The 12808-nt window shown below is 34.8% G+C and carries 10 protein-coding genes and 1 tRNA gene; 10 read left to right on the top strand and 1 reads right to left on the bottom strand.

What is annotated here, in order from left to right; all coding sequences use genetic code 11:
- Window positions 1-64: 64 nt before the first annotated feature.
- Genes AC1D0K_RS19545 through AC1D0K_RS19560 form a run of 4 tightly spaced genes read left to right on the top strand, consistent with a single transcriptional unit; the run spans window position 65 to window position 2361 of the window.
- On the top strand, window positions 65-898 hold the full coding sequence (locus AC1D0K_RS19545; RefSeq protein ID WP_477396973.1) for a phytoene/squalene synthase family protein: 834 nt from the start codon (window positions 65-67) through the stop codon (window positions 896-898).
- A complete protein-coding gene (locus tag AC1D0K_RS19550; RefSeq protein WP_477396971.1) occupies window positions 898-1440 on the top strand; it encodes a hypothetical protein in 543 nt (180 codons plus the stop codon). Before AC1D0K_RS19545 ends, AC1D0K_RS19550 begins: the two co-directional genes overlap by 1 nt.
- Window positions 1437-2129, top strand: coding sequence for a lycopene cyclase domain-containing protein (locus AC1D0K_RS19555; RefSeq protein ID WP_477396969.1), 693 nt, complete (start codon window positions 1437-1439; stop codon window positions 2127-2129). The genes AC1D0K_RS19550 and AC1D0K_RS19555 overlap by 4 nt, the downstream gene beginning before the upstream one ends.
- Window positions 2113-2361, top strand: coding sequence for a cytochrome b5 domain-containing protein (locus tag AC1D0K_RS19560; protein WP_477396967.1), 249 nt, complete (start codon window positions 2113-2115; stop codon window positions 2359-2361). The genes AC1D0K_RS19555 and AC1D0K_RS19560 overlap by 17 nt, the downstream gene beginning before the upstream one ends.
- Window positions 2362-2475: 114 nt before the next feature.
- On the opposite strand, the gene AC1D0K_RS19565 is transcribed toward AC1D0K_RS19560, so the two are convergent.
- Complete coding sequence (locus AC1D0K_RS19565) at window positions 2476-3390, bottom strand: PfkB family carbohydrate kinase (protein ID WP_477396965.1); 915 nt, start codon at window positions 3388-3390, stop codon at window positions 2476-2478.
- Window positions 3391-3476: 86 nt separating this feature from the next.
- On the opposite strand from AC1D0K_RS19565, the gene AC1D0K_RS19570 reads away from it, so the two are divergent.
- The 6 genes from AC1D0K_RS19570 (at window position 3477) to AC1D0K_RS19595 (ending at window position 12788) form a co-directional block, all read left to right on the top strand.
- Window positions 3477-3550: transfer RNA gene (locus tag AC1D0K_RS19570), tRNA-Asn, on the top strand.
- 481 nt (window positions 3551-4031) lie between these two features.
- The gene (locus AC1D0K_RS19575; protein ID WP_477463092.1) at window positions 4032-8486 is read left to right on the top strand and encodes an AAA domain-containing protein; all 4455 of its coding nucleotides are present in this window, start codon (window positions 4032-4034) and stop codon (window positions 8484-8486) included.
- Between the two features lie 16 nt (window positions 8487-8502).
- A complete protein-coding gene (locus tag AC1D0K_RS19580) occupies window positions 8503-9960 on the top strand; it encodes a DarT ssDNA thymidine ADP-ribosyltransferase family protein (protein WP_477442501.1) in 1458 nt (485 codons plus the stop codon).
- Between the two features lies 1 nt (window position 9961).
- On the top strand, window positions 9962-10636 hold the full coding sequence (locus tag AC1D0K_RS19585; RefSeq protein WP_477398293.1) for a DUF6939 family protein: 675 nt from the start codon (window positions 9962-9964) through the stop codon (window positions 10634-10636).
- A gap of 9 nt (window positions 10637-10645) precedes the next feature.
- Window positions 10646-12151: a hypothetical protein gene (locus AC1D0K_RS19590; protein ID WP_477463093.1), complete on the top strand. Its 1506-nt coding sequence runs from the start codon at window positions 10646-10648 to the stop codon at window positions 12149-12151.
- Window positions 12138-12788 carry a hypothetical protein gene (locus AC1D0K_RS19595; protein ID WP_477398297.1) on the top strand — a complete coding sequence of 217 codons (651 nt, stop codon included), beginning with the start codon at window positions 12138-12140 and terminating at the stop codon, window positions 12786-12788. Before AC1D0K_RS19590 ends, AC1D0K_RS19595 begins: the two co-directional genes overlap by 14 nt.
- The last annotated feature ends 20 nt before the right edge of the window (window positions 12789-12808 follow it).

Raw genomic sequence — 12808 nt, forward strand, 5'->3', positions numbered from 1 at the left:
GGGTGAAATAAAAAACAATATGGTTATAAAAATGTATTTTTGGAACAATATTGAATTAAAGTAGATGAATCTGTATGATGAAACCTGTTTTGAGTGCAGTAAGCTGATCACTCAAAAATATAGTACCTCCTTTAGTTTGGGGATAAAGGCATTTGATGCGGATTACAGGTATCCTATTTATGCTATTTACGGTTTTGTAAGGTTTGCCGATGAAATTGTGGATACGTTTCATGAATATGATAAAGTAAGGCTGATTTGCAATTTCAGAAGAGAAACTTTTAAGGCTATTGAAGAGGGTATAAGTCTTAACCCGGTTATTCATTCTTTTCAGCAGGTGGTTAACAGGTACGGTATAGATCATCAGCTCATTGACGCCTTTTTACGGTCAATGGAAATGGACCTTGACCAAAAAGTGTATGATGGGGAAGAATATAATGCCTACATTTATGGATCGGCAGAAGCAATAGGGTTGATGTGCCTGCGTGTTTTTGCTAATAATGATGATGACCTTTACTGTGCACTTTTACCGCAGGCCCGCAGCCTTGGCGCAGCTTTTCAAAAAGTGAATTTTTTGCGGGATATAAGGTCGGATTTTGAAGAACGTGGCAGAACTTATTTTCCTGGTGTTGATTTTAATAATTTTACCGAGCAGGTTAAATTGAATATACAGGCCAATATTCAAAGTGATTTTGATGCCGCTTTTGCAGGCATAAAACAGCTGCCAGTTGGTACACGGTTAGGGGTTTATATTGCCTATACCTACTATCTGCAACTGTTTAAAAAAATAAAGAATACACCGGCAAACGTTATAATGCAAAAAAGAATCCGTGTTTCTGATACCTGCAAAATAGGTTTGTACGTTAAAGCTGTATTACAACAAAAACTAAATGTAATTTGATGATCCATCGCGTATTTATAGTAGCCTCGTTTTTTTTATTGCTGATAGTACAGAATGTAGAGGCCGATGACATCAACCTAAAAAGTATACGCAAGCAATTGGTATTAGCTATTGATAACAGTAAAACCACCGATTCCTTATACAAGAGCCTTGCCTCCGTAAAAAACCGGACAGGGTTAATCAGTGGATATATGGGGGCTTTACTATCCTGTAAAGCTAAACACGCCTGGAATCCATACATGAAGGTTAAGTTTTTAAATAATTCGGAAAAAGTTTTTCAAACAGCCGTAAATGCTGATCCGCATAATATAGAGATCAGGTTTTTGCGTTTCTCTATTGAGCACAATGTGCCCGGCTTTTTAGGTTTTAATAAAGATTTGGTTGCTGATAGAGAAGATATTATAGCTCAGTTAGATAAAAAAAATTATGGTACTGCCGATAAGGAGCTTACTGTAGCCATTATTAAATTTTTGATCCATTCCAAACGCTGCACACCCGCCCAAAATGATGAGCTGAATAAACATTTAGTTGAATTAAAGTGAAATACACTTACCTGCTTATAGATATCCTGACGGTGTTTTTTCCAGTTGTTTTATCGTTTGATAAAAAGGTGCATTTTTATAAAAGCTGGAAGTTCATGTGGCCCGGAATGTTGATAACAGGCATTTTCTTTTTGTTTTGGGATGTATTGTTCACCATGAAAGGCGTATGGTCCTTCAACCCGCATTACATTATTGGCATAGCTTTTTGGGGCTTACCATTGGAGGAAATGTTGTTTTTTTTAACCGTGCCCTTCGCGTGCCTGTTCATACATGCCTGCTTAAACTATTATGTGAAGTGGAGGATGGGGGTACAGCTTAGCGCTATCATTAGCGGGTTGATTGTATTGATCAGCATATTGGCGCTGGTGTTTTATTACAACAGGATTTATTCTGCCATTACTTTTGGCCTTTTAGCAGTATTGATGGTGGTGCTGCAATTTGGCATGAAGGTAAACTGGCTTAACCAATTTTATATAACCTATTTGGTTGCGCTTATTCCGTTTTATATAGTGAATGGGTTTTTAACTGCAATACCCATAGTGCTTTATAATAACAACCAGAATTTGGGCCTAAGGGTAGGTACGATCCCTGTAGAAGATCATTTTTATTTAATGGCCCTGTTGCTGATGAATATTGGTTTTTTTGAATATTTTAAAGCTAAAAGAAAAGTAAATGGCAAATCTGCCTGAATATACAAAGTCACAGCTGGCCCTTCGTAACGGGCAGGATAAGCCGCAGATCTGGGTGGCCTATAAGGGCATTATTTATGATGTGACTGAAAGCCGCCTTTGGAGAAACGGGAAACATTACGAGCACTGGGCCGGCCAGGATCTTACACCCGAACTTGTGGATGCTCCGCATACAGAGACTGTGTTTGAAAAATTTGAAAAAGTAGGCAGACTAAGTTCTCCGGCTCCCTAAGCAGGTGTTTTAAAAAGAAAAACTTACGAAGTTTTAAAAACTTCGTAAGTTTCAATAGTGCTAAATTTAAAATAAGTAAACAACCTGCTCTGCCAGAGGATTTAGTTGAGTTTCTTATATCTCAAATTTTGCCAGGCTTATAAATTCCTGTATGCGGGCTACTATTTCTTCCTGTGTTAAATTCCTCAATCTTTCAGATCCAAACTTTTCAACACAAAACGAAGCCAGTGCAGACCCAAAGATGATTCCGTTTTTGATGTTATTAAAGCTCACTGTGCCAACTTTGGCCATGTAGCCTATAAATCCTCCGGCAAAAGTATCGCCAGCGCCTGTAGGGTCAAATACTTCGGCCAGTGGTAAGGCAGGTGCGCTGAATATTTTATCCTCATGAAAAAGCAGGGCTCCGTGTTCGCCTTTTTTGATGATCAGGTATTTTGGGCCCATGGTTAATATTTTGCGGGCAGCTTTAACCAGTGAGTACTCGCCAGAAAGCTGACGGGCCTCGGCATCATTAATTGTTAAAACATCAACCATGCTGATGGTCTTTAAAAGTTCATCAAGGGCAATGTCCATCCAAAAGTTCATCGTATCCATCACAATAAGTTTTGGGCGCTTGGTTAGCCTGTTGATAACGCTTTGCTGTACCTGGGGAGAAAGATTGCCCAGCATCAGGAACTCGCAATCCTGGTATGTATTGGGGATGATTGGGTCAAAATCGGCCAAAACATTAAGTTCGGTAACCAGCGTATCCCTGGTGTTCATATCATTGTGATACTTGCCGCTCCAGAAAAAAGACTTTTCTCCTTCTTTAATTTGCAATCCTTCTGTATGAATATTGTGATTATTCAGGTCTTCAATCTCGCTTTGCGGAAAGTCATCACCCACCACAGCAACGATATTTATATCATCAAAAAAGTAAGATGCGCCCAAACTTGCGAAGGTTGCAGACCCTCCCACGATTTTTTCTGTCTTCCCAAAGGGAGTTTCAATAGCGTCAAATGCCACAGTACCAATAACTAACAAACTCATGTAAAAATATTTTAAAATTTTTTTGCGCAAATATTGTGAAATATCCGGAGAAATTATACTTTTGCACCACTCCAAACGGAAAATAGTCCTGAGTAGCTCAGCTGGTTAGAGCATCTGACTGTTAATCAGAGGGTCGCTGGTTCGAGCCCAGCCTCAGGAGCCTGAAAATCAATGATTTAACCCAACTCTGGCGAGTTGGGTTTTTTGTTTCTCACACATTTCTCACACATTTTTGAAAAAAAAGTATTTCGTTAGGCTATTATTCTAAGTTTAGAATCGCGCCGAAAGGGTTTTCTAAACCTCGTTTTGCTATTTCACGTGCTGCTATTAACAAAAATCATTTTATTATTAATGTCTGAATGATATATCAAATAAAATGCGGTATTAGCTAGGGAACTTTCGGTATCCTGTTTTAGTCTAACGAAACTAGGCTACTTATTACTGATTGAAATTCTATCAGAGGTTAAATAAAATTGGTATCACAAAATAGTTTCAGGAGATTAGTTAACTTACTATAATTAAAAGAATTGAATACTGCAAGCTTTCAAAACATAAAGTTGATTATATTAGTGCGGTTTAAATTTTTAAGAACTAATGAGTAGCTTCTTCTAAATTTAGAGTCGCTTAATCCTGTCCTTATCATGAACGCAGTAAAAAGTTATATAACTTTTCTTAAAGAATACAAAAAACTTCTCGAGCGAGGTATCAAAGATATACTTGCTAGTAGCAATGCATCAAACTTCATTTGGTTAAATGACATCGAAAAACTTTTAGATGCAGGGATGTGCAATTCAGTTTTACCTAAACTTTTTACTCCGGAATTTACTAAAGTTGAAAAAATATTTACTCTGGATAAACCTTTACTGCCAGAGATTACTATTTCGGATATATTTTCCGAAGATGTTTTTTTTGATTTCGCCAAAAACGTTTTCTCTAGTAAAAACAATGATAATGAATCATTACGCCTTTATTTAAGCTCCGAGGAAGGTGAAATTAGCGCTGAAAAGATAAAAACTTATAAAAGGGGTAAAGAGATTTATTCAAAGCTTTTTCGAGCATATAATGATATAAAAAATGATTCCAATCTTGAAATAGTCCTTAGTATCGGTTTAATACAGTACGCAAAAAAAAACAGCTCAAATAATTTTTCGAAAACCAATCAACATCTTTTTCATTTTCCTTTAACATTAGAAATTAGTTCCAAAAATTCAATTAGCCTAAACTTTTCTGAATCCGGGACGCCATACGCTGATTTTTTCTTTTTGAATAACGCGCCAATTGAGAAAGAAGTACTATTAAATATCATAGAAATATTTGACGCGAAAATTGAGGAACTCGGGTTTGAATACATATACCAGCAAGATTTTAGAAAATTAATTTCGAATAGTCTCCAAAAGATGTCAGATAGTTCCGCTTTCGAAACTTCTCTTAATAAACCCGAAAGTGACATATACAGGGAAGATTTTTTTAGAATCAGTTTTTCGCCAGCAATTAATATTAAATATCAGAAACCTCGTTTTTTTGAAAGATTGACAGACTCTATTATTGCGCATAACGATTTAAACCCAGAAACTGGCACATTGTTCAATTTTTTAGTACGAGATCCATCTACTTTGTATAAGAACAGTCATCCGAAACAAAATTACTTTATTGATGAGCTTTATGAAGAAAACAAAGAGAGCTTCTCTTCTTTAAATGCCGAAGAAGATTTTTCGGTCTTTTTTCCGCTTCCATACAATACGGAACAGAAAAGTATCTATAAAAATTATCTTAAGAATAGATTAACAGTTGTTACCGGTCCACCGGGGACAGGGAAATCCCACACAATTGTTAATATTTTATGTACTTTATTGGCACAAGGAAAACGGGTGCTGGTTACCGCTCAAACTGACAAGGCATTGGAATCCCTTCTTGGGAAAATTCCTGAAAGCTTTGACGATCTCATTTTTACAAAAATAGAACTTGAAAACAAAAAAGACAGATTTTCACTTTCAAATAGCATTGAACGAATCTCAGATTTGTTGACCAAAAGTTACATTGTAAACATTGATAACAAATTGTTGGATTTGGATAAGCTCAAAGCGGCGTACGTAAAATCGAAAGGCGAGATCATCAACTCATTAGAATCTGAATATTCGACAGTCAGCTTAAACGAAAGTTTTTCTAATCTAAGACCATATCAGATAGTCGAAAAATTCCTTAAGAAAGATCCTAAAGAGTTCAATTGGATCAAGGATAACCTAGTTGAATTTAATGTTGTCGACTTTCAAAAATTAAAAATCAGTTTAATAAAATATCAAAAGTTAAGTGATTATGAAATTTCAACTTCCGATTCGCTGGATATTGACCTGGAAAGCATTTACAATAAATTAAAGGATTTTGATTTTAGGCAGCTCTTTCAGTTGAAGGAAAAGAATCAAACGAAAAGTATAACGTTAGGGTTAAATATACAAAATCGGGATAAGCTGCTTAGCATAGATTTAGACCGTATCATTGAGCAAATAAAAGATTTTACAAATTCTGACTTAGTTATGAAGTCAGCTCAGGAAATTGATCGTTTGTCTGCTTCACTACATTCAAATTTTGAAAGTTGTGATCTTACCACCAATAAGGCATATTCTGAAATCATCGAAAATCAAACCAGATATCTTTTAGACATTGAAACCTATCAGTCTCACTTAACAGATCAAACTGTAAGTTTTTTTAAAAGATATACTGCGTCATTTAAGAAAGTGGCGTATTTAGAAGACTTTACCATTGATGGGAAAAAGTGTAACACACGGGATGAAATAGTTAAGCTTAAATCGCTAATAGAAAAAATCTCCGTTCTTGGTAGGAAATTCAAACTTCTAAAAGATACAGGATTTATTTTTGTGCTAGATGAGCGGGCAAACGTTAACGAAAAGTTTAGTCAATTTGAGGACATCCTGGCTCAGATCGAAAGAAATAAACAGTTGTTGAACAAAACGAGATTAGACCCTGGGCTAGTTAACTTTTCTCGATTCATTGATCTTCCAATAGAAGATATTGACGGTATTAGAGAGAGGGCGATTATGTATAGGGAAGATCTTAAAGACTTAGTGCAACTGGACTCCAAAATTCAAGGTCTTATTGAAATCCTAAAAGGAGTCAATATAGTTATAGAAAGATCTAAGCTAAAACACCTGTTTATGGAATTTCTCCCTATATATGACATTGAAGATGAGGATAAATATCAAGGTTTACTAGATAAAATACGGAGTTTCAATGAACGCTTGCTAAAGGAAAATGAATTCCGCAGAATTGTTTCTTATTTGACTGAATATTTGCCAAATACATTTCCAGACCTTAAAAACATTAACCCCGAATACTTTACAATTGAGAATATTGATTATGCGGTGACAAATCAATATCTAGAATATAAGTTATCTATAAATTTACAGGCCAGTACAGAAAAAATTTCAAGATTAAATAATGAAATATCAAAAAAGAAATGTGAAATTTTATTCGATCTTGGAAAAAGCAACTTCAAGAAAAAATTTGATGATGATGAGATTGACGAGTTTATCAATGTTCTAAAAGAATATAAGTATAACTTAAGCCAAAGTAATAGAAAGATACGTGATCAGGTCAGATATCAAATTCTTTGTAGAAAGAATAGCATAGCCATATCGAAGAAACTCTCCTGTTGGGTAATGAAGTTTAACGATGTGCTAAACAGTGTAGGTCATGAGCCCGAGATATTTGATTGCATTATTGTCGATGAAGCAAGTCAGCTAGATTTCAATAGTCTTATTCTCGGTTATTACGGAAAAACCATTATAATCGTTGGAGATGACAAGCAAACTTCTCCATCTAGTCTAACTGCTGCAGATGGCAATGATTTCGACTCCATAAAAAATAAATATTTAGAATTTCTGGGACCGAATGTCATTCACATTAAAAGCGATAACAGTCTATTTAACCTTTCGGAAATGATTGCAGGAACTTCCAATCTCACCTTAAAGGAACATTTCAGATGTGTGCCAGAACTGATCGAATTCTCTAAAAACTATTTTTATAATAATTCACTTAGACCCTTAAAGCAACTAAATTCGAATAGGTTGCCTCCCAAAAAAACAGTATTTGTAGATAATGCAATTTCAGAGGATAATATCGTACATCAGGAAATTCTACAAATAAAGGAATGTTTGAAATTAATGCTAACTGATCCCAATTACAAAACAAAATCAATAGGTGTTGTAAGTCTTGGCTATACAAAACATACTGAAAAATTAAAAGATGTAAAAGAAGATCTTGTTGCTGAATTTGGAAGCGAACTTATTGATTCTTTTAAGATAATCATTGAAGATTCCCCAAAATTCCAAGGCGACGAGCGGGATGTGATGTTAGTTTCACTTGGTGTAGCATTAGATTATGAAGCTAGCATAAATAATAAAAACGCAAAACCAACAGCAATTATAAATGATGATGACAAAAAGAGAAAAATAAATGTGGCTTTAAGTAGAGCTAAGGAGCAAATGATACTTTTTCATTCGGTTAAAAATGACAATTTAGCTCCACAAGACTTTAGAAGGGAAATAATAAATTTCTTTTACTCAGATGTCAAACCATTACAGCCTCTTATTCTTGATAACTTTAATATTCAAAGAGACCGCCTCAACGTTCCGACGCCATTCGACAGTTGGTTTGAAGCTGATATAGCAAAAAGTCTTATAGAGCATGGTTACAACTACATTCAGCCACAATATAAGGTCAAAGAAGACGAACAATATTTCAATCAGAAACTTAATAAAAATGTCTACGTTAATTTCAAAATCGACTTAGTAGTTTTTAACAACGGCAAAACAATAGCTATAGAATGCGATGGAGACCCTTTCCATTCACTCCCAGAAGACGTCGCGTACGATATTGAACGACAGGAATTTCTTGAAAGAATTGGATGGCGTGTCTATCGAATTCTTTATTCTGCGTTTAGAAGAAACCCTAGTTACGAAATCGAAAGACTAGTAAGCTTCATTGAAGCAAATACAAAGATTGATACATATTTGATTCCACCTTTGACGAAACTGGGAGAAAACATAAATGGTAATCTGTTGAAGAAGCATCAATTTTAACTTAGCGTTCAAGCAAATGAACTTTATTAGGAAATTATGGCTTAGGTTAAAGTTGCTCTTTTCGAAGAAAACCCCACAGCAAAAAGATTTTTTTACAGAGCAAAAAGCGATTCTTGAAACTTCATTCAATGAGTTTGAACTTTTGCAAAATTATAGTGAAGTTAAAGATGATGCTAGCAAGTCATTAATTATTGATCAACTAGCTGAAAATGCCACATCAAAAGCAATTTTATCATTTTACAATGAAAACAATATTTTTTTATTCAGCAGAAGTAATCATAATGACCTTGCCAATTTTAGGGCGGAATTATTAGAATTGGAAAAAAGACGACTACTTCTGAATTTCGCAATGAATGAAATTTCCGAACTACAATACGCTGATCTATCATTTATAGACGATAAGATTGGAACAATGATAAGCCTTGGGACAAGAAATGGTGTAGGATTAAGAGACCAAAATAAGATTCGGATTTTCGAAAATCCTCAATCTGGTGAAAAATTAGAGAATTTGTTAAAGGCTCATGGTACACTGAGCCTTCATAAGGCAAGACTTGATAAAAAGCAACAACAGATTGAAGTTGAAAAAGGCAAAATAAAACAAAAATTAAATCGCCTTGAAGGAGCAATTGCTCAGAATAGATTAACGGAAGCAAAAGCGTTGATTTCTGAACTTGCTTTAGAAATAAAACCAACATTCTACAAAGAAACTCTAAGACTAAACCAATCTAAACAAAAGATTAGGGATAAAGAGCTTGTGTTAATTGAAAAAGCTCAGAATGAGGTTTTAAGAAAACACTTAGAGGAAGTTAAGCGTCATCAAGAAATTGAAAACCAACGATTAAAAGCGATTAAAGTTGAGAAGGATAATGAGGATGCTATTAAAAAACTTCTAGCTGCAGAGAAGGATTCAGAGAAAGAAAAGCTGAAGAATTTACTAACTAAGAAGATTGATTGGATGGACTTTGAAAATGTGTGTAATGAAAATAGTATTACTCAACTTTACCATTTTACAGATAGGGCTAATTTAAAATCAATTAAAGAATGTGGAGGACTATATTCTTGGCATTATTTACAAAGAAATAATATTGATATTCCTTTTCCAGGAGGCGATATACAATCCAGAGAGCTAGACAGAAGATATAATTCAGAGGATTTTGTTAGAGTTTCTTTTACGATCAATCATCCGATGATGTTTGTTGCAAAAAAGCAAGACAGGATAAAAGATCCAGTGATTTTAAAAATAGACCGTGAAGTGTGCTTCTTTCAAGAAACAAGGTTCTCAGACATGAATGCAACTAAAACAGGTCATAAATCGGGATCAAAAATCGAAGATTTCAAAAGAATAAGATTTTCATTAGTTAGGCATGTGAACCATTTTAATTTAAGCGATGAAGAAGTAAAATATTATCAGGCCGAAGTAATGGTAAAAACATGGATACCTGCTGAGTTCATTTTAAATATTAACGAGTTTTAGTATGATTTATGTAGATAGTAGAAAGAAAAGTGAGAAAACACTTGCAGCCCGATATCCAAATGCCAAGATATTGGATGTCACTTCAAAGGCAACCACGTCATTGGTGAAACTAAGTCCATTTTATCCGCACAGTAAGATTCCAGTTCCGTTTTCAGATGGAATGATGGCTGAATCTGTTGAAGGTATATGGCAGGGACTAAAAGTTTTTGAGGGTGCAGACGTGGATAAGTCAGTATTCGAGAATAAGACAATGAAAAATCTCAAAAGAACAGTAAGGAAGTTTGGAAAACCGTTAGGGCATAGAAAAGGATTTTTAGGAAAGGAGTTGTTGAGTTATATTGAGGCCCGGATTGAGATATATCTTCCAACCTATTTATGGGTACTTGAAAATAAAGTTGCATCTATATTGGAAAAGTTAAAAGATGCTGCAATACATCAAGATATTGTCCTTTTGGACTATGAAACAAATTGTGATGTCCTGAATTACAAAAAACCGTTATCCCATGCATTTTTGGTTAAGTCTTTTGTTGATGGTAATTATCCAAAGGCAAGTGAGCTTTACAAACAGTTCAATAACCAAAATGGTGAGAAAAAGGAAAATACACAAGTAGAACTAAAAAATGATAATAGGACTATCAGAAAAAAGATAGATCCAAATCAAAATACATTATTTTAAATTAAGCAAATGACATTCGAAATTATATTTATTATCGCCCTGATTGCCTTGCAAATTTTTGTTTTTGCACACGTTATGAAAAAGATTCGTGCGTATAAGACGTTTTTCCCAAGCTCGTTTAAAGACATAGAAATTAAATCATTCTTTATAACGAAAGATGTGATGGCTGATCCAGAGCAATTTGAATTATACCTTGACTCATTATCTGACACTCATTTATTAGTAGGAAACGAACCCGATGCTGAACCTGTAGAACTTTTGGTCATTCCAGTAGACACACATAAAACGCACATCGACTTTTCTGAGGTTATAAAATCTACCAATGCTTATTTATGCAAAAACAAAGGTGCTTCAGCTGACTTTGGAATCCTGAAAGATACTTGTGAAAGACATGTGGAAAAAGTTGATAACGAAATAGGAAACCTAATAAATGTGCCATTGTATATCGGATTAGCTGGAACGTTTATTGGGATTATAATTGGCCTCTCTGGAATTGATTTTACTACTACTATAGCAGGGACGACTACGACAATCTCCTCAGATAGCATAAGTCACCTGCTTAACGGTGTTATTGCAGCAATGGTTGCCAGCTTAGTGGGGCTTGCGTTTACAGTAGTTAATTCAGCATTGATTTACAAACCAGCCGCTTACCGCAACGATACTGACAGAAACCATTATTACGACTTCCTTCAACGAGAACTATTACCATTTCTAAATATTGGAGTATCCAAGTCGTTAGGAAGCTTTAAAGATGTTCTAAATCATTTCATCAAAAAATTTGGTGAAAACATGGGTGACTATAAAGATTCCGGGCAACTACTTAATGAAAACTTAAAGAAGCAACAGACAGTACTTGAAGAAATAAATAAACTAAGTCTGACCAAAACAGCAACCAAAATAGCCGAAGTATTTGTGGATCTTAAAGACTCAGCAGAGCATCTAGATAGATTTCAAGAATATCAGAGAGGATTAAACGGTTACATTGATAAGACCGAAACAGTTGCTGGCGAAATGAATGAAATAATAGGACAATTTAAAGATTTTAACAGCAATCTAAAAATTCTTTCCGGACAATCCGTGGCAAATGTCGAGCTACAAAAGCAATTTAAGGATTCGCTTGAAAAACATTTTCCCACAATAAATGATCATCGTGAAATATGGAGATCGYAAGTTGATGAGCTTAACGAAGATATAAGTGTGATCTATAGGGAGCTCAACAGTTATTTCAAGATTTCAACAGAACAAATACAAGCATTTGTTGGCAGCAACAATAATTTCTTTTCCGGACTTGACGAAATTCAAAACGCCGTCCAGGTTTTTGTCGAAAACTCTAAAATTCAAAAAGAAGAATTTAGTCTTCTAGTAAACCATATCGCAGACATGAGTAACGATTTCCGTAACGCACAGAAACAGTCTATAGAGACCAACGTTGCTCTAATAGACGCAATAAAAGATCTAAAGATCACCATGAATAAGTCAAATAATAGACTGGAGAATCTGAATGAGCAAATCTAACGAAAAGAAAAGGGACTTTTTTTGGCTAAGCTATTCAGACCTGATGACTAGCTTGTTTTTCGTCATGCTTGTACTTTTTGTACTTGTGTATACAATGCAAGCGAAAATGATCGGAGAACTTACAGCTGCCAAGATTGAGCTAGATGAAATTCATAAAATCCAGGAAGCTTTAAAAAATTTAGACAAAAGATATTTTGTCTTCGATACAAGAAATAAAAGATACAAATTAAAGGTTGACGTAAATTTCAAAGGCAATAGTTCAAATATACATGATATTCCTACAGCACTCCAGAATGATCTTCTTTTAGCGGGGAAGAATATCTTTGATTTGATGACAAAACTTACTAAAGAAAACCCAAACGTTAATTATCTTGTCATTGTAGAAGGCAATACGCAGCGTACCCAAGGGAATTTCATAACAATGCCTGACGTTGGGTACGTATTGAGTTATAATAGATCTCTATCCTTAGTGAACCTTTGGCAACAAAACGGATTGAACTTTAAATCATTTAAAAACTGTGAGATTCTAATTACTGGAAGTGGATACTTTGGAAAATCTAGAGAGTTGAATGAAGCTGAAAACAGAAAGTTCACAATTCAGATCACGCCGAAGATCGGTAATATTATCAAGAGGTAAGTTGTTACTGATTAAATTTA

The organism is Mucilaginibacter sp. P1_A3 (assembly GCF_056406855.1).